At 54.8% G+C, this 19,447-nt stretch carries 12 protein-coding genes, 4 tRNA genes and 3 rRNA genes; 16 read left to right on the top strand and 3 right to left on the bottom strand.

The annotated features are described in order from the left end of the window. Positions 1-42: 42 nt before the first annotated feature. From btuB to AC6I77_RS18465, 9 genes are all read left to right on the top strand, one after another. Positions 43-1,923 (top strand): TonB-dependent vitamin B12 receptor BtuB, encoded by a 1,881-nt coding sequence (gene btuB, locus AC6I77_RS18505; protein WP_497817203.1) that lies wholly within the window; start codon positions 43-45, stop codon positions 1,921-1,923. Continuing rightward, positions 1,868-2,719, top strand: a complete 852-nt coding sequence (gene murI / locus AC6I77_RS18500) for a glutamate racemase (protein ID WP_033762375.1) — start codon at positions 1,868-1,870, stop codon at positions 2,717-2,719. Before btuB ends, murI begins: the two co-directional genes overlap by 56 nt. A 396-nt stretch (positions 2,720-3,115) precedes the next feature. Further along, a 16S ribosomal RNA gene (locus tag AC6I77_RS18495) occupies positions 3,116-4,656 on the top strand. Positions 4,657-4,730: 74 nt separating this feature from the next. Beyond that, a tRNA-Ile gene (locus AC6I77_RS18490) sits at positions 4,731-4,807 on the top strand. 142 nt (positions 4,808-4,949) lie between these two features. Continuing rightward, positions 4,950-5,025, top strand: a tRNA-Ala gene (locus AC6I77_RS18485). 207 nt (positions 5,026-5,232) lie between these two features. Next, positions 5,233-8,140: ribosomal RNA gene (locus tag AC6I77_RS18480) — 23S ribosomal RNA — on the top strand. A 93-nt stretch (positions 8,141-8,233) separates the two neighbouring features. Beyond that, positions 8,234-8,349, top strand: a 5S ribosomal RNA gene (rrf, locus tag AC6I77_RS18475). Together the 16S, 23S and 5S rRNA genes with 4 tRNA genes alongside form the textbook arrangement of a ribosomal RNA operon. A gap of 87 nt (positions 8,350-8,436) precedes the next feature. Continuing rightward, positions 8,437-8,513 (top strand) — tRNA-Asp (locus tag AC6I77_RS18470). A gap of 7 nt (positions 8,514-8,520) precedes the next feature. Beyond that, positions 8,521-8,596, top strand: a tRNA-Trp gene (locus AC6I77_RS18465). Between the two features lie 119 nt (positions 8,597-8,715). On the opposite strand, the gene hdfR is transcribed toward AC6I77_RS18465, so the two are convergent. Then, positions 8,716-9,549, bottom strand: a complete 834-nt coding sequence (hdfR, locus tag AC6I77_RS18460) for an HTH-type transcriptional regulator HdfR (protein ID WP_497817202.1) — start codon at positions 9,547-9,549, stop codon at positions 8,716-8,718. 120 nt (positions 9,550-9,669) lie between these two features. On the opposite strand from hdfR, the gene AC6I77_RS18455 reads away from it, so the two are divergent. Then, positions 9,670-10,008, top strand: a complete 339-nt coding sequence (locus AC6I77_RS18455) for a MaoP family protein (RefSeq protein WP_008926362.1) — start codon at positions 9,670-9,672, stop codon at positions 10,006-10,008. 26 nt (positions 10,009-10,034) lie between these two features. On the opposite strand, the gene AC6I77_RS18450 is transcribed toward AC6I77_RS18455, so the two are convergent. Next, entirely contained in the window at positions 10,035-11,555 is a 1,521-nt protein-coding gene (locus AC6I77_RS18450) for a YifB family Mg chelatase-like AAA ATPase (RefSeq protein ID WP_485522379.1), read from the bottom strand. A gap of 330 nt (positions 11,556-11,885) precedes the next feature. Between AC6I77_RS18450 and ilvL the strand changes: the two genes are divergently transcribed. From ilvL to ilvA, 6 genes are all read left to right on the top strand, one after another. Next, on the top strand, positions 11,886-11,984 hold the full coding sequence (ilvL, locus tag AC6I77_RS18445) for an ilv operon leader peptide (protein WP_072101316.1): 99 nt from the start codon (positions 11,886-11,888) through the stop codon (positions 11,982-11,984). A 150-nt stretch (positions 11,985-12,134) separates the two neighbouring features. After that, positions 12,135-13,781, top strand: a complete 1,647-nt coding sequence (gene ilvG / locus AC6I77_RS18440) for an acetolactate synthase 2 catalytic subunit (RefSeq protein ID WP_497817201.1) — start codon at positions 12,135-12,137, stop codon at positions 13,779-13,781. Further along, on the top strand, positions 13,778-14,035 hold the full coding sequence (gene ilvM / locus AC6I77_RS18435) for an acetolactate synthase 2 small subunit (protein ID WP_008926359.1): 258 nt from the start codon (positions 13,778-13,780) through the stop codon (positions 14,033-14,035). Before ilvG ends, ilvM begins: the two co-directional genes overlap by 4 nt. An 18-nt stretch (positions 14,036-14,053) precedes the next feature. Continuing rightward, on the top strand, positions 14,054-14,983 hold the full coding sequence (locus tag AC6I77_RS18430) for a branched-chain amino acid transaminase (RefSeq protein ID WP_008926358.1): 930 nt from the start codon (positions 14,054-14,056) through the stop codon (positions 14,981-14,983). 62 nt (positions 14,984-15,045) lie between these two features. Then, positions 15,046-16,896 carry a dihydroxy-acid dehydratase gene (ilvD, locus tag AC6I77_RS18425; protein ID WP_497817200.1) on the top strand — a complete coding sequence of 617 codons (1,851 nt, stop codon included), beginning with the start codon at positions 15,046-15,048 and terminating at the stop codon, positions 16,894-16,896. Between the two features lie 2 nt (positions 16,897-16,898). Next, positions 16,899-18,446, top strand: coding sequence for a threonine ammonia-lyase, biosynthetic (gene ilvA, locus AC6I77_RS18420; RefSeq protein ID WP_497817199.1), 1,548 nt, complete (start codon positions 16,899-16,901; stop codon positions 18,444-18,446). On the opposite strand, the gene ilvY is transcribed toward ilvA, so the two are convergent. Continuing rightward, entirely contained in the window at positions 18,447-19,328 is an 882-nt protein-coding gene (gene ilvY, locus AC6I77_RS18415; RefSeq protein WP_008926355.1) for an HTH-type transcriptional activator IlvY, read from the bottom strand. Positions 19,329-19,447 lie beyond the last annotated feature (119 nt).

Below are 19,447 nucleotides of genomic sequence, written 5' to 3'. Positions count from 1 at the left end.
TCGGCCTGCGGCATCCTGCTTCGTCTTATGGATGCGATTAAAATGACAAAAAAAACTGCATCGCTGTTCGCTCTGAGCGCAACGGCGATTTCTCTCTGGGCGCAAAACGGTTTTGCGCAGGGGAATGATGATACGCAAATCGTCACTGCCAACCGTTTTGCCGAGCCTGTTTCCGGGGTGCTGGCGCCGACAACCGTCGTCACGCGTGATGAGATTGATCGCTGGCAGGCCAAAAGTCTGACAGATGTGATGCGCCGTCTGCCGGGTGTCGATGTCGCGCAAAGCGGCGGGATAGGGCAGCAGAGTTCGCTGTTTATTCGGGGTACTGAGTCCAGACATGTGCTGATCCTGATTGATGGTATCCGGCTTAATCAGGCGGGTATTACCGGTTCGTCCGACCTCAGCCAGATCCCCCTGTCGCTGGTGCAACGCATCGAATATATTCGCGGCGCACGTTCCGCGGTTTACGGTTCTGATGCCATTGGCGGCGTGGTGAATATTATTACGGGCCGTTCGCAACCGGGCACGACGCTGACGGCGGGCATGGGATCCAACGGCTATCAATCGTATGACGGCTCAACCCAGCAGATGCTGGGCGACGCGACAAAGCTTACCCTGGCAGGCAACTATACCTACACCAAAGGGTATGACGTGGTGGCGGGCTATCCCAATGACTATGGCCCGGCGCAGCACGATCGCGACGGCTTCATGAGCAAAACCCTGTATGGCAACCTTGAGCATCAGTTCAGCGATGAACTCAGTGGTTTTGTGCGCGGCTATGGCTTTGATAACCGCACTGCCTATGACGGGTCTTGCACGTATGATGACAGCTTCACGAATATCATCGGCCTGGCGGATACCCGTCAGCTCTACAGCCAGACCTGGGACACCGGGTTACGCTTCAACCGCGACGTCTACTCCACCCAGCTTATTGCCAGTTATGGCCATACCAAAGACATTAACTACGATCCGCGCAATGGCCGCTACGGCGCTGCATCCACCTTTGATGATGTCACTCAGTACAATCTGCAGTGGGGCAATACTGTGCAGGTGGGGCAGGGCGCCGTCAGTGCGGGTGTTGACTGGCAGAAAGAGACAACGGAACCGGGCACGAACTATTTATCAGATGGCTATGAACAGCGTAATACCGGCCTCTACGTGACCGGGCAGCAACAGTTCGGCAGCGTCACTCTTGAGGGTGCGGTACGTGGTGACGACAACAATCAGTTCGGCTGGCATAACACCTGGCAGACGGCGGCGTCATGGGAGTTTATTTCCGGGTACCGCGCGTTCGCTTCGTATGGTACTGCTTTCAAAGCGCCTAATCTGTCGCAGGTATACAGCCCATTTTATGGCAACCGCGACCTCGATCCTGAAAAAAGTAAGCAGTGGGAAGGCGGCTTTGAGGGGCTGACCGGGCCGGTGAACTGGCGCGTGTCGGGCTATCGCAACGACATTGATGACCTGATTGAAGGCGATCCGCAGACCTTCCGCTACTACAACATTGAGAAGGCACGTATTAAAGGCGTTGAAGCCACCGCTGGATTCGATACCGGGCCGCTGACGCATCAGCTCTCATATGATTATGTCGATGCGCGGGATGGCAGCACCGATCAGCCGCTCGTTCGCCGGGCTAAGCAGCAGGTAAAGTATCAGCTTGACTGGACACTGCATGAGTTTGACTGGTCCGTGACTTATCACTATCTGGGCGACCGTTATGATACCGACTTCAACAGCACGCCCAGCCGTCGTGTGAAATTAGGCGGTGTCAGCCTGTGGGATCTCGCCGTCTCATATCCTGTCACTTCACAACTCACGGTTCGTGGTAGAATTGCCAACCTGTTCGATAAAGATTACGAGACAGTGTATGGCTATCAGACTCCAGGACGAGAGTATTACCTCAGCGGCAGCTACAACTTCTGATTTGCGTCCCACCGTGCTGGTGTTTGATTCCGGCGTCGGTGGGCTTTCTGTCTATGATGAGGTCCGTCAGCTGTTGCCGGATCTTCATTATCTCTATGCCTTCGATAACGCTGGATTCCCTTACGGCGAGAAAAGCGAAACCTTCATCGTGGAACGCGTGGTCGCTATCGTTGAGGCCATTACACAGCGTTATCCTCTCTCATTAGTCATCATCGCCTGCAATACGGCCAGCACGGTTTCATTGCCTGCTTTACGTGAACGCTTTGCGTTTCCTGTCGTGGGTGTGGTTCCGGCGATCAAACCTGCCGCGCGCCTGACGCGAAATGGTGTGGTCGGGTTGCTGGCGACGCGGGCTACGGTGCGCCGTCCTTATACCCACGAGCTGGTGGCGCAATTCGCCGGTTCCTGCAACATCGAGATGCTGGGATCGGCGGAGCTGGTGGAACTGGCTGAAGCTAAGCTACACGGTGCTGAGGTTGCACTGGATGAGGTGCGCCGTATTGTTCAGCCGTGGCTGCGGATGGCTGAACCACCGGACACGGTTGTTTTAGGCTGTACGCACTTCCCTTTACTGCGCGAAGAGCTGCAGCAGGTGTTACCTGAAGGGACGCGTCTGATTGATTCCGGTGCGGCAATTGCCCGACGAACAGCCTGGCTACTGGAACATGAAGCACCTGAAGTAAATTCTTCGCAACAGAACGTCGCATTCTGCACGGAGCTGGATGGTGAAGCGGTACAATTATCACCCGTTTTACAGCGTTATGGTTTCCCGTTGCTTGAAAAACTGGCGCTTTAGCGGCTTTTCGCTGAAAAAAGAAGCACTCGAAATTTTATTTGAAATTAGCACTTGTCAGCCTCCGAGAACTCCCTATAATGCGCCTCCACTGACACGGCACAACGGCTTACGAAGCGCCGGGTTGAGTAGGTTCGAAATCATACGAACCAGTGAGTTAAGCGAAAATAAATGCTTGACTGACAATGCGGAAAGCGTATTATACGCAGCCCGCGCCGCAGTAAATCGCGGCATGCTCTTTAACAATTTATCAGACAATCTGTGTGGGCACTCGCAGGATTGATATCAGCGTCTCCGGACGCAACAAAATATCAAAGCCTCACGAGTGAACACATAATGAAATTCATTATGACGTTTTACAGATGAGCACCGCTTAACTTGTTTAAGCAAATCAAACTTAAATTGAAGAGTTTGATCATGGCTCAGATTGAACGCTGGCGGCAGGCCTAACACATGCAAGTCGGACGGTAGCACAGAGAGCTTGCTCTTGGGTGACGAGTGGCGGACGGGTGAGTAATGTCTGGGGATCTGCCCGATAGAGGGGGATAACCACTGGAAACGGTGGCTAATACCGCATAACGTCGCAAGACCAAAGAGGGGGACCTTCGGGCCTCTCACTATCGGATGAACCCAGATGGGATTAGCTAGTAGGCGGGGTAATGGCCCACCTAGGCGACGATCCCTAGCTGGTCTGAGAGGATGACCAGCCACACTGGAACTGAGACACGGTCCAGACTCCTACGGGAGGCAGCAGTGGGGAATATTGCACAATGGGCGCAAGCCTGATGCAGCCATGCCGCGTGTATGAAGAAGGCCTTCGGGTTGTAAAGTACTTTCAGCGGGGAGGAAGGCGGTGAGGTTAATAACCTTACCGATTGACGTTACCCGCAGAAGAAGCACCGGCTAACTCCGTGCCAGCAGCCGCGGTAATACGGAGGGTGCAAGCGTTAATCGGAATTACTGGGCGTAAAGCGCACGCAGGCGGTCTGTTAAGTCAGATGTGAAATCCCCGGGCTTAACCTGGGAACTGCATTTGAAACTGGCAGGCTTGAGTCTTGTAGAGGGGGGTAGAATTCCAGGTGTAGCGGTGAAATGCGTAGAGATCTGGAGGAATACCGGTGGCGAAGGCGGCCCCCTGGACAAAGACTGACGCTCAGGTGCGAAAGCGTGGGGAGCAAACAGGATTAGATACCCTGGTAGTCCACGCCGTAAACGATGTCGACTTGGAGGTTGTTCCCTTGAGGAGTGGCTTCCGGAGCTAACGCGTTAAGTCGACCGCCTGGGGAGTACGGCCGCAAGGTTAAAACTCAAATGAATTGACGGGGGCCCGCACAAGCGGTGGAGCATGTGGTTTAATTCGATGCAACGCGAAGAACCTTACCTACTCTTGACATCCAGAGAACTTAGCAGAGATGCTTTGGTGCCTTCGGGAACTCTGAGACAGGTGCTGCATGGCTGTCGTCAGCTCGTGTTGTGAAATGTTGGGTTAAGTCCCGCAACGAGCGCAACCCTTATCCTTTGTTGCCAGCGCGTGATGGCGGGAACTCAAAGGAGACTGCCGGTGATAAACCGGAGGAAGGTGGGGATGACGTCAAGTCATCATGGCCCTTACGAGTAGGGCTACACACGTGCTACAATGGCGCATACAAAGAGAAGCGACCTCGCGAGAGCAAGCGGACCTCACAAAGTGCGTCGTAGTCCGGATCGGAGTCTGCAACTCGACTCCGTGAAGTCGGAATCGCTAGTAATCGTGGATCAGAATGCCACGGTGAATACGTTCCCGGGCCTTGTACACACCGCCCGTCACACCATGGGAGTGGGTTGCAAAAGAAGTAGGTAGCTTAACCTTCGGGAGGGCGCTTACCACTTTGTGATTCATGACTGGGGTGAAGTCGTAACAAGGTAACCGTAGGGGAACCTGCGGTTGGATCACCTCCTTACCTGAAGATACCTTCCCGCGCAGTGTCCACAACAGATTGTCTGATAAAAAGTAACGAGCAGAAAAAACCTCTACAGGCTTGTAGCTCAGGTGGTTAGAGCGCACCCCTGATAAGGGTGAGGTCGGTGGTTCAAGTCCACTCAGGCCTACCAAATTCGCACTCACGCTGCGTTATGTCTCCGGCTCGCATAGTTGACTATGCTTCGCGGAAACATGCCCTGCCTGAGCACGAATTGCATTTCTCACGAAGTGTACTCGGTTGAGTGGTAGTAGTGGTCTCTGCAGTAACTGTATGGGGCTATAGCTCAGCTGGGAGAGCGCCTGCCTTGCACGCAGGAGGTCAGCGGTTCGATCCCGCTTAGCTCCACCATACCGTTTATCTGTTTTTTCTGAATACTTCAGAGCGTACCGGCAACGGTGTGCTGCGAAGTATTATGCTCTTTAACAATCCGGAACAAGCTGAAAATTGAAACGACGTGTCGTTTTCATTCTCCGTAATAAGAATGAAAAATGCGACATGTTCGAGTCTCTCAAATGCTTGCAGCTCGCAGCGTTGTAAAACGCCTGTGGGTTGTGAGGTTAAGCGACTAAGCGTACACGGTGGATGCCCAGGCAGTCAGAGGCGATGAAGGACGTGCTAATCTGCGTAAAGCGACGGTAAGGTGATATGAACCGCTACAGCCGTCGATGTCCGAATGGGGAAACCCGGTGCACTCTGTGCATCATTGCAGCATGAATACATAGTGCTGCAAGGCGAACCGGGGGAACTGAAACATCTAAGTACCCCGAGGAAAAGAAATCAACCGAGATTCCCCCAGTAGCGGCGAGCGAACGGGGAGCAGCCCAGAGCCTGAATCAGCATGTGTGTTAGTGGAAGCGTCTGGAAAGTCGCAGGGTACAGGGTGATACTCCCGTACACAAAAGCACACGTGCTGTGAGCTCGATGAGTAAGGCGGGACACGTGGTATCCTGTCTGAATATGGGGGGACCATCCTCCAAGGCTAAATACTCCTGACTGACCGATAGTGAACCAGTACCGTGAGGGAAAGGCGAAAAGAACCCCGGCGAGGGGAGTGAAACAGAACCTGAAACCGTGTACGTACAAGCAGTGGGAGCCTTCTTTATGGGGGTGACTGCGTACCTTTTGTATAATGGGTCAGCGACTTATATTCTGTAGCAAGGTTAACCGTATAGGGGAGCCGCAGGGAAACCGAGTCTTAACTGGGCGTTAAGTTGCAGGGTATAGACCCGAAACCCGGTGATCTAGCCATGGGCAGGTTGAAGGTTGGGTAACACTAACTGGAGGACCGAACCGACTAATGTTGAAAAATTAGCGGATGACCTGTGGCTGGGGGTGAAAGGCCAATCAAACCGGGAGATAGCTGGTTCTCCCCGAAAGCTATTTAGGTAGCGCCTCGTGAACTCATCCTCGGGGGTAGAGCACTGTTTCGGCTAGGGGGCCATCCCGGCTTACCAACCCGATGCAAACTGCGAATACCGAGGAATGTTATCACGGGAGACACACGGCGGGTGCTAACGTCCGTCGTGAAGAGGGAAACAACCCAGACCGCCAGCTAAGGTCCCAAAGTCATGGTTAAGTGGGAAACGATGTGGGAAGGCACAGACAGCCAGGATGTTGGCTTAGAAGCAGCCATCATTTAAAGAAAGCGTAATAGCTCACTGGTCGAGTCGGCCTGCGCGGAAGATGTAACGGGGCTAAACCATGCACCGAAGCTGCGGCAGCGACACTATGTGTTGTTGGGTAGGGGAGCGTTCTGTAAGCCGTTGAAGGTGTGCTGTGAGGCATGCTGGAGGTATCAGAAGTGCGAATGCTGACATAAGTAACGATAAAGCGGGTGAAAAGCCCGCTCGCCGGAAGACCAAGGGTTCCTGTTCAACGTTAATCGGAGCAGGGTGAGTCGACCCCTAAGGCGAGGCCGAAAGGCGTAGTCGATGGGAAACAGGTTAATATTCCTGTACTCGGTGTTACTGCGAAGGGGGGACGGAGAAGGCTATATCAGCCGGGCGACGGTTGTCCCGGTTTAAGCGTGTAGGCGGAGGGTCCAGGTAAATCCGGTCCCTTATTAACGCTGAGGCGTGACGACGAGGCACTACGGTGCTGAAGTGATAAATGCCCAGCTTCCAGGAAAAGCCTCTAAGCATCAGGTAACACAGAATCGTACCCCAAACCGACACAGGTGGTCAGGTAGAGAATACCAAGGCGCTTGAGAGAACTCGGGTGAAGGAACTAGGCAAAATGGTGCCGTAACTTCGGGAGAAGGCACGCTGGCGCGTAGGTGGAGGGACTTGCTCCCCGAGCCGAAGCCAGTCGAAGATACCAGCTGGCTGCAACTGTTTATTAAAAACACAGCACTGTGCAAACACGAAAGTGGACGTATACGGTGTGACGCCTGCCCGGTGCCGGAAGGTTAATTGATGGGGTTATCCGTAAGGAGAAGCTCTTGATCGAAGCCCCGGTAAACGGCGGCCGTAACTATAACGGTCCTAAGGTAGCGAAATTCCTTGTCGGGTAAGTTCCGACCTGCACGAATGGCGTAATGATGGCCAGGCTGTCTCCACCCGAGACTCAGTGAAATTGAACTCGCTGTGAAGATGCAGTGTACCCGCGGCAAGACGGAAAGACCCCGTGAACCTTTACTACAGCTTGACACTGAACATTGAGCCTTGATGTGTAGGATAGGTGGGAGGCTTTGAAGCGCGGACGCCAGTTCGCGTGGAGCCAACCTTGAAATACCACCCTTTAATGTTTGATGTTCTAACGTAGGCCCGTGATCCGGGCTGCGGACAGTGTCTGGTGGGTAGTTTGACTGGGGCGGTCTCCTCCTAAAGAGTAACGGAGGAGCACGAAGGTCAGCTAATCACGGTCGGACATCGTGAGGTTAGTGCAATGGCATAAGCTGGCTTGACTGCGAGAGTGACGGCTCGAGCAGGTGCGAAAGCAGGTCATAGTGATCCGGTGGTTCTGAATGGAAGGGCCATCGCTCAACGGATAAAAGGTACTCCGGGGATAACAGGCTGATACCGCCCAAGAGTTCATATCGACGGCGGTGTTTGGCACCTCGATGTCGGCTCATCACATCCTGGGGCTGAAGTAGGTCCCAAGGGTACGGCTGTTCGCCGTTTAAAGTGGTACGCGAGCTGGGTTTAGAACGTCGTGAGACAGTTCGGTCCCTATCTGCCGTGGGCGCTGGAGAATTGAGGGGGGTTGCTCCTAGTACGAGAGGACCGGAGTGAACGCACCACTGGTGTTCGGGTTGTCATGCCAATGGCATTGCCCGGTAGCTAAGTGCGGAAAAGATAAGTGCTGAAAGCATCTAAGCACGAAACTTGCCCCGAGATGAGTTCTCCCTGACTCCTTGAGAGTCCTGAAGGGACGTTGAAGACTACGACGTTGATAGGCCGGGTGTGTAAGCGCAGCGATGCGTTGAGCTAACCGGTACTAATGACCCGTGAGGCTTAACCTTACAACGCCAGAGGCGTTTTTGAGAGACACGATTTTCAGCCTGTACCGGATATATCTGCGCGGCCTTAAGGGGCGGCGCGGAGAACAGAATCTGCCTGGCGGCTTTAGCGCGGTGGTCCCACCTGACCCCATGCCGAACTCAGAAGTGAAACGCCGTAGCGCCGATGGTAGTGTGGGGTCTCCCCATGCGAGAGTAGGGAACTGCCAGGCATTAAATTCGTTCCTTTTCCCCTGACAAGGAAAGCAACAGGAACAGACGGCTCTCAGCCGGTTGCTGAGAACCGTGAAAGAATCGGTGGAGCGGTAGTTCAGTTGGTTAGAATACCTGCCTGTCACGCAGGGGGTCGCGGGTTCGAGCCCCGTCCGTTCCGCCACCCTATTAGGGGCGTAGTTCAATTGGTAGAGCACCGGTCTCCAAAACCGGGTGTTGGGGGTTCGAGTCCCTCCGCCCCTGCCAGAAAACGATCCTTTGCTTCGGCAAAGGATTTTTTTTTGCCTTTAAAAAAGCAAAAAAGAAAAACCAGCTAACGCTAACTGGCCTCTGATCTTCCCTGCTCACCTCTTTTTCCCGTAAATTCAGCTGTTTTGCCTGATCAGAATCGGGAATTTAAGCAACTGGCGGATGTGTGCCTGCTGATCGCTGTTCTGCAACCAGACAGCATAGAGCGGACGAACGGCAACGGGTGTATCCGGAATCATCATCAACTCACTGTAAACACTCTGCCAGAAGTCGGGCAGAAACGCACATGCGCCGGTGGTATGCAGCAGTTCACGGGTGACATGCGCTGACGTTGTGGAGAGTACCGGCACATCATCAGCCCCCGAGAGATAGCTCTGATGCTGATGAAAATCAGCTCCCCATTCCAGCTTAATGTAATCATATTTGTCGCGCTTTTCGCTCTGCCGGGCGCAGAACAGCGCCAGTGAAATATGACCAATCTGCTGACTGGTTAACTCATCCATCTTAGGCGCTTCAGTGGTAATCAACAGATCCAGCTGGCGCTCATGAAGCTGTTTAACCAGCAGATGCCGCTGTGCCACGCGCGCTTCTAAATGCAGGCTCTCCCGATTCTCATACAGCGTCTGTAGCCATGGCGTCAGATAGGCTTCCCATAGAGATGCACTGGCACCTATAGAAAGCTCATGATGCTGCTGAGTATGAGAAACCTCCTTCTTCGCCATCATCCAGGTGCTCATCAGGCTTTCAGCATAGGGAAGCAGTCGCTCTCCTGCCGCTGTCAGACGTATGTTATTGCGATGCCGTGTAAAAAGATTAACGCCAAGCTGATTTTCTAACTGACGGATGCGAAAACTGACAGCAGATTGCGTAAGGTAAAGTGCTTCTGCAGCACGCCCAAAATGACGTGTCCTGCTCACTTCCAGGAAAGTTTTCAGTAATTCCGTATCCACAGCGTTCTCCCAAAAAATGTTTGTCGTATAGATTTAAATGTTTTGTTTTACACTCTGTCAAGCCTATCTAATACTCCGCGCCATTAACAGCACGGCATTAGAAAATCAGGAGCGTGTAACATGGCGGAAAGCTTCTCAACAGAGAATCGTTTCTTTGATAACAAACATTACCCGCGTGGTTTCTCACGCCACGGTGACTTTACTATTAAAGAGGCTCAGCTTCTTGAACGCCACGGTTTTGCTTTTAATGAGCTGGATTTATCAAAGCGTGAGCCTGTAACTGAAGAAGAACGTTTGTTTATTGAAGTGTGTCGTGGCGTGCGTGAGCCGCAAACGGAAGCTGAGCGCGTGTGGTCTAAGTATATGACCCGCATTAAGCGTCCTAAGCGTTTTCATACGCTCTCTGGCGGTAAACCGCAGATGGACACCGTTGAAGACTTTACCGACAGCGACGATTAACAGAGAAGGGGCGAAAGCCCCTTTTTTTATTGCAGGCTGTTGTGCAGATGAATCATTAATCGATCTATTGTACGGTAACTGACCGCTTCCTGCAGATGTGACCGGCTAATATCCGTATCCCCCGCGAGATCGGCAACGGTACGCGCCACTTTCAAAATCCGCTGCCATGCCCGCACAGACAAACCCAGTTTCTCCAGCACGGACTCCAGCCACTCCGCGTCTTCTTTGGCAGGCTGACACCAGCGCATAATCTCTGCATTGTTTAAATGCGCATTGATCTTGCCTGTGCGGGCCAGCTGAATGTTACGTGCCGCGACCACCCGATGACGTACCTGCTCAGACGCTTCCGCTCTGGTGCGCTGACCGCTGAGCATCCCACCCGGCAGTAGCGGCACCTCCAGCGAAAGATCAAAACGATCCAAAAAAGGGCCTGATAGCTTGCTGAGATACCGCAAAACCTGTTGGGGTGAGCAGCGGTTGTGTTGTCCCTGATAATGCCCGGTTGGACTGGGATTCATCGCAGCGATCAGCTGAAACCGTGCCGGATAGGTAACTTTTGCCCGGGCACGGGAAATAGCGATGACGCCCGACTCTAATGGCTCGCGCAGGGAGTCCAGTACCTTGCGATCAAATTCCGGTAACTCATCCAGAAACAGTACGCCATTGTGCGCGAGGGATATCTCACCGGGCCGTGGCAATGATCCGCCACCAATCAAAGCATAGAGAGATGCGCTATGGTGAGGTGACCTGAAAGGCCGCGTGCGCCACTGTCGGTGCAGGGTATTGTTGTTCACCAGGCTGTCGATTGCCGCGCACTCCAGAGCTTCCTGATCGCTAAGAGAAGGCATTATGCCAGGCAGTCGGGTGGCGAGCATGGTTTTACCCGTGCCCGGTGGCCCAATCAGCAGCAGGTTATGACCGCCTGCCGCTGTGATCTCCAGTGCTCTGCGCCCCTGCTCCTGACCAATGACATCAGCGAGATCATCAGCCGGCACGTCGCCCTGCTGTTCAGGGTATTGGGCCGTCGGTAATGTGAGCGCATTACGCAGAAAGGCGCATACCTCGCTGAGGTGAGAGGCGACCAGCGACAACCCCTGACGGATGAGTCCGGCATCACCCTGATTTTCAACGGAGAGCACCAGCTGCCTTCCCGCCTGTATCGCCACCATAGCCGCTGGAATCGCGCCCTGTACACCGCACACTGCGCCGTCGAGTGCCAGCTCACCCAGAAACTCATAGTGCGTCAGCTTATCGGCAGGAAGCTGCTCAGAGGCGACCAGAATGGCGATCGCCATAGGTAAGTCATACCGCCCGCCCTCTTTGGGTAAATCTGCCGGGGCCAGATTGATGGTGACGCGCTTAGCCGGAAAGGTAAAACCACTGTTGATAATGGCGCTGCGGACCCGCTCACGTGCCTCTTTCACGGTGGTTTCAGGCAAACCCACCAGTGTTAACGCTGGCAGGCCGTTACTGATATGCGCCTCAATGGTCACCAGCGGGGCTTCTACGCCTAATGCTGCCCGGGTCAGAACTTTTGATAATGACATACTCGCTCCTTGTTGCCGCCAGTCTGGTGACAGCGTCAAATGAAAGCGAGGGGATGATCAGCACTGTTCGGGCCATCGTCCAGCTCATCAGCGTTTTTTTCAAGGCGTATTGAAACCTTGTGCGACTGCGCGCAAATTCATCAAAACATGATTACGCCACTAAAGTGATGAATAATTATCATCACGTAATTATTTCTTGTAATACAGGTTGATAGGTCGTTATCCAGCGCCAGTGGTTAAAAAAAGTCTGTAAAAAAAGTTGTGCCATAACCCCTGACTATGATAACTCTGTAGGCATTACTTCGAACACGTAAAAGAATTGAACAACACATGAAAGCCCTTCTACAAGTGATTAGCCTGGTCGTGATTAGCGTGGTGGTGGTTATTAACCTACCGTGCGGGGCAACGCTTGGAGAAAGAAAGGCTTAAAAATCAAGCCTCGAATCCGAAAAAACCCCCGCACCGAAAGGTCCGGGGGTTTTTTTTCGACCCGAGGAAATATCAGTAAATCCACAAGGAACAAACAATGAACAGTAGCATAAAATTCTGTTGTTCCGGTCAGGACACAGGAGAATAGCGATGACAGGTGCACAGTGGGTAGTTCAGGCTTTACGCGCGCAGGGGGTTAATACCGTATTTGGTTACCCTGGTGGCGCAATCATGCCGGTATACGACGCGCTCTATGATGGCGGCGTGGAACACCTACTGTGTCGTCATGAGCAGGGCGCAGTGATGGCGGCGATTGGCTATGCCCGCTCAACCGGCAAAACTGGCGTCTGTATCGCCACTTCAGGCCCTGGCGCGACTAACCTGATTACGGGCCTGGCGGATGCCATGATGGATTCGGTTCCGGTTGTGGCAATCACCGGTCAGGTAACCTCTGCCTTCATCGGCACCGATGCTTTCCAGGAGATCGACGTTCTGGGACTCTCGCTGGCCTGTACCAAGCACAGCTTCCTGGTCGAGTCGCTGGATGAGCTGCCCGCTATCATGGCGGAAGCCTTTGCGCTGGCGCAGTCGGGTCGTCCGGGTCCGGTGCTGGTTGATATCCCGAAAGACATTCAGATTGCGCAGGGTGAGCCCGCACCGCATCTGGTGCCGGTAGAAGAGGGAAGCGCGATGCCACATCAGGCAATTCACGAAGCACGTGCACTGATGGCGCAGGCCAGAAAACCCATGCTCTACGTTGGCGGTGGCGTCGGTCTGGCGCAGGCTGTTCCGGCACTGCGTGCGCTGGCAGAAGAAACCGGTATTCCGGCAGTGGCTACCCTGAAAGGCTTAGGCAGTGTGGATCCACGCAGTGAGGTCTATCTGGGCATGCTGGGGATGCACGGCACCAAAGCCGCTAACCTGGCCGTACAGGCATGTGACCTGCTGATCGCGGTCGGTGCGCGCTTCGACGACCGCGTCACCGGCAAGCTGGATACCTTTGCACCCCACGCCAGCGTGATTCATCTCGACATCGATCCCGCTGAGTTAAACAAATTACGTCGCGCACACGTCTCTCTGCAGGGCGACCTCAACGAATTGCTGCCTGCTCTGAGCCAGCCGCTGCATATCAACGCCTGGCGTGATGAGGTGAAAGCGCTTAAAGCCAGTCACTCATGGCGCTATGACCATCCAGGTGAAGCGATCTATGCACCGCTGTTGCTGAAGCAGCTTTCCGATCGCAAACCGGCCAATACTGTTGTGACCACTGACGTTGGTCAGCATCAGATGTGGACGGCACAGCACATGGCATTTAGCGCACCGGAGAACTTCATCACCTCCAGTGGTTTGGGCACGATGGGCTTTGGTTTGCCTGCTGCTATCGGCGCACAGGTCGCACGCCCGGAAGATACGGTTATCTGTGTCTCGGGCGATGGCTCCATCATGATGAACATTCAGGAACTGGGCACCATCAAGCGCGGCAAGCTGCCGGTTAAAATCGTACTGATGGATAACCAGCGTCTGGGCATGGTGCGCCAGTGGCAGCAGCTCTTTTTTGACGGTCGCTACAGCGAAACCAATCTGTCCGATAATCCCGACTTCCTCACGCTGGCCAGCGCGTTCAACATTCCTGGCCAGCGCATTACCCGTAAAGATCAGGTCGACGCCGCCCTTGATGCTCTGCTGAACAGCGAAGGTCCTTACTTCCTGCATGTTGCAATAGATGAGCATGAAAACGTCTGGCCACTGGTACCGCCGGGTGCCAGCAATGCAAACATGATGGAGAAAACCGTATGAACCAGCATCAATTGTCTATCGAAGCCCGTTTCCGCCCTGAAATATTAGAGCGCATTTTACGCGTCGTGCGTCACCGCGGTTTTCAGGTCTGTTCTATGAACATGGCCTCAGTCGCTAACGCAGAAAACATTAATATTGAAATGACCGTTGCCAGCCAGCGCTCCGTCGATTTACTGTCTTCGCAGTTAAGTAAATTGATCGACGTTGCATGCGTTCAGATTCAACAACAGACAACACAACAAATCCGCGCGTAGCCGCGAGAGGAAATAACAATGAGCACGAAGAAAGCAGACTTTATTTGGTTCAATGGCGAGATGGTTAAGTGGGAAGATGCGAAGGTCAGCGTCATGTCTCACGCGTTGCACTACGGTACGTCGGTATTTGAAGGCGTGCGTTGCTACGACTCTCACAAAGGACCGGTTGTGTTCCGTCATCGCGAACACATGCAACGTCTGCACGACTCCGCCAAAATCTACCGCTTCCCGATTAAAAGCAGCGTTGATGAGCTGATGGAAGCGTGCCGCGAAGTCATCCGCCTGAACAAACTGAAAAGTGCTTATATCCGTCCGCTGGCCTTTGTTGGCGATGTGGGCCTGGGCGTGAACCCGCCAGACGGCTTCACCACCGATGTGATCATTGCTGCCTTCCCGTGGGGCGCATACCTGGGCGCAGAAGCGCTGGAAAACGGCATCGATGCGATGGTCTCCTCATGGAACCGCGTTGCGCCAAATACCCTGCCAACCGCCGCGAAAGCGGGTGGTAACTACCTCTCCTCACTGCTGGTGGGCAGCGAAGCCCGTCGTCACGGTTATCAGGAAGGTATCGCGCTGGACACCAATGGCCTGATTTCAGAAGGTGCTGGCGAGAACCTGTTTGAAGTTAAAGATGGTGTGCTGTTTACGCCGCCATTCACCTCCTCTGCACTGCCGGGTATCACCCGCGATGCCATCATCACGCTGGCGCGCGATATGGGCATTGAAGTGCGTGAGCAGACGCTGTCGCGTGAGTCGCTCTATCTGGCTGACGAAGTCTTTATGTCTGGCACCGCCGCAGAAATCACGCCGGTACGCAGCGTGGATCGCATTCAGGTCGGCGAAGGCAAACGTGGTCCGGTCACCAAACGCATCCAGGAGGCCTTCTTTGGTCTGTTCACTGGCGAAACAGAAGACAAGTGGGGCTGGTTAGATCCGGTTAACCCATAATCAGATACAGCGCGGGCGTCATCTGACGTCCGCGAGCTTATTCTTACTGGAGTAAATAGAGCATGCCTAAGTACCGTTCCGCCACTACCACCCACGGCCGCAATATGGCAGGTGCCCGTGCCTTATGGCGCGCGACAGGAATGACCGACGACGATTTCGGCAAGCCGATTATCGCTGTGGTTAACTCATTCACCCAATTTGTCCCTGGCCACGTTCACCTCCGCGACCTGGGTAAACTCGTCGCTGAGCAGATTGAAGCGTCAGGTGGTGTGGCTAAAGAGTTCAACACCATCGCGGTGGATGACGGTATTGCCATGGGTCATGGCGGCATGCTGTATTCACTGCCTTCGCGCGAACTGATTGCCGACTCGGTCGAGTACATGATCAACGCGCACTGCGCAGACGCCATGGTCTGCATCTCTAACTGCGATAAAATCACGCCGGGAATGCTGATGGCGTCACTGCGCCTGAATATTCCGGTGATCTTTGTTTCCGGTGGACCGATGGAAGCGGGTAAAACCAAGCTTTCTGACAAAATCATCAAGCTGGATCTGGTGGATGCGATGATTCAGGGTGCCAACCCGAACGTCAGCGATGCCGACAGCGATCAGATCGAACGCTCTGCCTGCCCGACCTGTGGCTCCTGCTCCGGTATGTTCACCGCCAACTCGATGAACTGTCTGACCGAAGCTCTGGGCCTGTCGCAGCCTGGCAACGGATCACTGCTGGCCACGCACGCCGATCGCAAAGAGCTGTTCATCAATGCCGGTAAGCGCATCGTCAGTCTGACCAAGCGCTACTACGAGCAGGATGACGTCAACATGCTGCCACGTAACATCGCTAACAAGGCCGCTTTCGAGAACGCCATGATGCTGGATATCGCCATGGGCGGTTCCACCAACACCGTATTGCACCTGCTAGCGGCGGCACAGGAAGGCGACATCGACTTTAATATCTCCGACATCGATCGCCTGTCACGTAAAGTGCCTCAGCTTTGTAAAGTCGCGCCAAGTACCCCGAAATATCACATGGAAGATGTGCATCGCGCGGGTGGTGTTTTTGCGATTCTGGGCGAGCTGGATCGCGCAGGCCTGTTCGACAGCAGCGCCCGTAATATTCTGCAGCAGACGATGCGTGAAACGCTGGATCAGTACGACATCATGCTGACCAAAGATCAGGCGGTGAAAGATATGTTCCGCGCTGGCCCGGCAGGCATCCGTACTACCCAGGCGTTCTCACAGAACTGCCGCTGGGACACGCTGGATGATGATCGTGCCGAAGGCTGTATCCGCACCCGTGAAAACGCTTACTCGCAGGATGGCGGTCTGGCCGTGCTTTACGGCAACATCGCCGAAGATGGCTGTATCGTTAAAACGGCGGGCGTAGACAAAGAGATCCTGACCTTCACGGGTCCGGCTAAAGTCTATGAAAGCCAGGATGACGCGGTAGAAGCGATTCTGGGCGGCAAAGTTGTGGCAGGCGACGTGGTCGTCATCCGCTACGAAGGACCAAAAGGCGGGCCGGGCATGCAGGAAATGCTCTATCCGACCACCTATCTGAAATCGATGGGCCTGGGCAAAAGCTGCGCACTGATCACCGACGGTCGGTTCTCCGGCGGTACGTCGGGCCTCTCTATCGGCCACGCTTCGCCGGAAGCGGCTAACGGCGGCACCATTGCGCTGGTCAAAGATGGCGATACCATTGAAATCGATATCCCTAATCGCGGCATCAAACTCGCTGTGCCGGATAACGAACTGCACGCCCGCCGTGAAGAGCAGCAGGCACGTGGCGATGCGGCCTATACGCCGGTCAATCGTCAGCGTGAAGTCTCCTTTGCGCTGCGTGCTTACGCATTACTCGCGACCAGTGCTGACAAAGGCGCCGTCCGCGATAAGAGCAAGCTGGGAGGCTAAAAATGGCCGAGTCTCAACCGCTACCTGACGCGCCTGGCGGCGCCGAATATTTGCGCGCAGTGCTGCGTTCACCGGTGTATGAAGTGGCACAGGTGACGCCGCTGCAGATTATGGAAAAAATTTCAGCGCGTCTCGGCAACACCATTCTGGTGAAGCGGGAAGATCGCCAGCCGGTGCACAGTTTCAAGGTGCGCGGTGCTTACGCGATGATTGCCGGTCTGAACGAAGAGCAGAAAGCGCGCGGCGTGGTGACGGCGTCAGCCGGTAACCATGCGCAGGGCGTGGCACTCTCCGCGACGAAACTGGGCATCAAGTCACTGATTGTGATGCCGCTGGCGACCGCAGACATCAAGGTTGATGCAGTGCGCGCATTTGGCGGTGAGGCTTTCCTGTTTGGTGCCAACTTTGATGAGGCGAAAGCCAAAGCGATAGAACTCGCTGAACAGCGCGGCTCCACCTTCGTACCGCCATTTGACCATCCGGCTGTCATTGCCGGACAGGGCACGCTGGCGATGGAGCTGTTGCAGCAGGATGCGCACCTCGACCGGGTCTTTGTGCCGGTTGGCGGCGGCGGTCTGGCGGCCGGCGTGGCTGTGCTGATTAAGCAACTTATGCCGCAAATCAAAGTGATTGCGGTGGAGTCAGAAGATTCAGCCTGCCTGAAAGCCGCACTGGAAGCGGGTCATCCGGTCGATCTGCCACGCGTCGGGCTGTTTGCCGAAGGCGTAGCGGTCAAACGGATTGGCAGCGAAACTTTCCGGCTCTGTCAGGCTTACATTGATGACATTATCACCGTCGATAGCGATGCGATTTGCGCGGCGATGAAAGATCTGTTCGAAGATGTTCGTGCCGTGGCGGAGCCGTCTGGCGCGCTGGCGCTGGCGGGCATGAAAAAGTATATCCAGCAGCATGAGATCAAAGGCGAGCGGCTGGCGCATGTGTTATCCGGTGCCAACGTCAACTTCCACGGCCTGCGTTACGTATCGGAGCGTTGTGAGCTGGGCGAACAGCGTGAAGCGCTGCTGGCCGTCACCATCCCGGAACAGCAGGGCAGCTTCCTGCGCTTCTGCCAGACGCTGGGCGGACGTTCCATCACCGAGTTCAACTACCGCTACGCGGATGCGGACAAAGCCTGCATCTTTGTTGGCGTGCGTCTGACCCGTGGCGTGGAAGAGCGTAGCGAAATCATCAGCGAGCTCACCAGCGGCGGTTATCAGGTGGTCGATCTTTCAGATGATGAGATGGCGAAACTGCACGTGCGCTACATGGTGGGCGGACGTCCCTCCAAGCCGCTGCGTGAACGGCTCTTCAGCTTTGAATTCCCGGAGGCACCTGGCGCATTGCTGAAGTTCCTGCAGACGCTGGGCACTCACTGGAATATCTCGCTGTTTCATTACCGCAGCCACGGCACCGACTATGGTCGTGTGCTGGCAGCTTTTGAACTCGGCAGCGATGAGCCACGTTTCGAGGAGCATCTCACCGATCTGGGTTACGACTTTCATGACGAAAGCCAGAACCCGGCGTTCCGCTTCTTCCTGTCAGGCCACTGATTACAGCTGGCTCCAGAAAGCACTGATCAGCGGCTCTCCGAGCCGCTTTTTTTGCACGCAGATGCCGAGTTCGAACGGCGCAACCGAGTCAATATTCTCCAGCAGCAGCACGCGGTTTCGCACCGGGTCCGGGCTGTTCTCCAGCACCACATCCGGCAACAGTGCAATACCGCAACCCAGCGCCACCATTGAGACAATCGCTTCATGCCCCGATACGGTGGCGTAAATGACCGGATTCGGGATGCGCTGACGACGGAACCAGAGATCGATACGCCGCCGTGCGGGTCCCTGCACCGGCAGAATGAAGGGAATTTTTGACCAGTCGGGCTGCGGCTGTGTGGCCTGAGTGCGAACAGCACAGGGCAGTGCAGGCGCAATCAGCACCAGCGGGATCAGCCCCAGTGGCATAAAATCAATGCTGGCGGGCAGAGTTTCAGGCCGTCCGGCAATCGCCAGATCGGCATCGCCGGAGTGCACTTTTTCCACCGCATCCGCGGCATCGCCGGTATCCAGTTTGATTTCGACCTGCGGATGTTCAGCGCGAAAGCGGTCAAGGATGGGCGGCAGATGACTGTAGGCCGCCGTCACAGAACAGAACAGTCGCAGTTCGCCGCTGAGTGACGGGCCGTTAAGATCCATCACATGGCGCAGTTGCTGATACTGCAACAGCGTCTGCTGGGCAAACTGGCGCAGGCGTTCGCCCGCTTCCGTCAGCGTCACGGTGCGGTTATCGCGCAGAAACAGCGCATGGCCGACATCTTCTTCAAGCCGCTGGATCTGGCGTGACAGCGTGGAAGGGCTGACGTGCATCGCACGCGCAGTGCGCCCGAAGTGGCAGCTTTCTGCCAGATGAAGAAACAGTTTCAGATCCCGTAAATCCATGTGCGCGTCGCCTCTGGGTGGTGTTGCATTTATTGCAATGTGACGTTGTTAATATATCAATTTAAGCAACAGAATTCCTGTCATATGATGGGGTCATTCGCGGCGCTGCACGATTCGCC

Source organism: Pantoea sp. X-Soil-ISGK-259 (assembly GCF_059730705.1).
Note: the sequence above shows the minus strand (reverse complement) of the source record. Positions and strands in the feature narration are given on the sequence as shown.

Excerpts from the sequence above, each read along its gene's own strand:
- btuB (WP_497817203.1), top strand. The coding sequence starts at position 43 with ATGACAAAAAAAACTGCATCGCTGTTCGCTCTGAGCGCAACGGCGATT.
- ilvL (WP_072101316.1), top strand. The coding sequence starts at position 11,886 with ATGAAAGCCCTTCTACAAGTGATTAGCCTGGTCGTGATTAGCGTGGTG.
- AC6I77_RS18430 (WP_008926358.1), top strand. The coding sequence starts at position 14,054 with ATGAGCACGAAGAAAGCAGACTTTATTTGGTTCAATGGCGAGATGGTT.
- ilvA (WP_497817199.1), top strand. The coding sequence starts at position 16,899 with ATGGCCGAGTCTCAACCGCTACCTGACGCGCCTGGCGGCGCCGAATAT.
- murI (WP_033762375.1), top strand. The coding sequence starts at position 1,868 with ATGGCTATCAGACTCCAGGACGAGAGTATTACCTCAGCGGCAGCTACA.
- AC6I77_RS18455 (WP_008926362.1), top strand. The coding sequence starts at position 9,670 with ATGGCGGAAAGCTTCTCAACAGAGAATCGTTTCTTTGATAACAAACAT.
- ilvY (WP_008926355.1), bottom strand. The coding sequence starts at position 19,328 with ATGGATTTACGGGATCTGAAACTGTTTCTTCATCTGGCAGAAAGCTGC.
- ilvD (WP_497817200.1), top strand. The coding sequence starts at position 15,046 with ATGCCTAAGTACCGTTCCGCCACTACCACCCACGGCCGCAATATGGCA.
- ilvM (WP_008926359.1), top strand. The coding sequence starts at position 13,778 with ATGAACCAGCATCAATTGTCTATCGAAGCCCGTTTCCGCCCTGAAATA.
- ilvG (WP_497817201.1), top strand. The coding sequence starts at position 12,135 with ATGACAGGTGCACAGTGGGTAGTTCAGGCTTTACGCGCGCAGGGGGTT.
- AC6I77_RS18450 (WP_485522379.1), bottom strand. The coding sequence starts at position 11,555 with ATGTCATTATCAAAAGTTCTGACCCGGGCAGCATTAGGCGTAGAAGCC.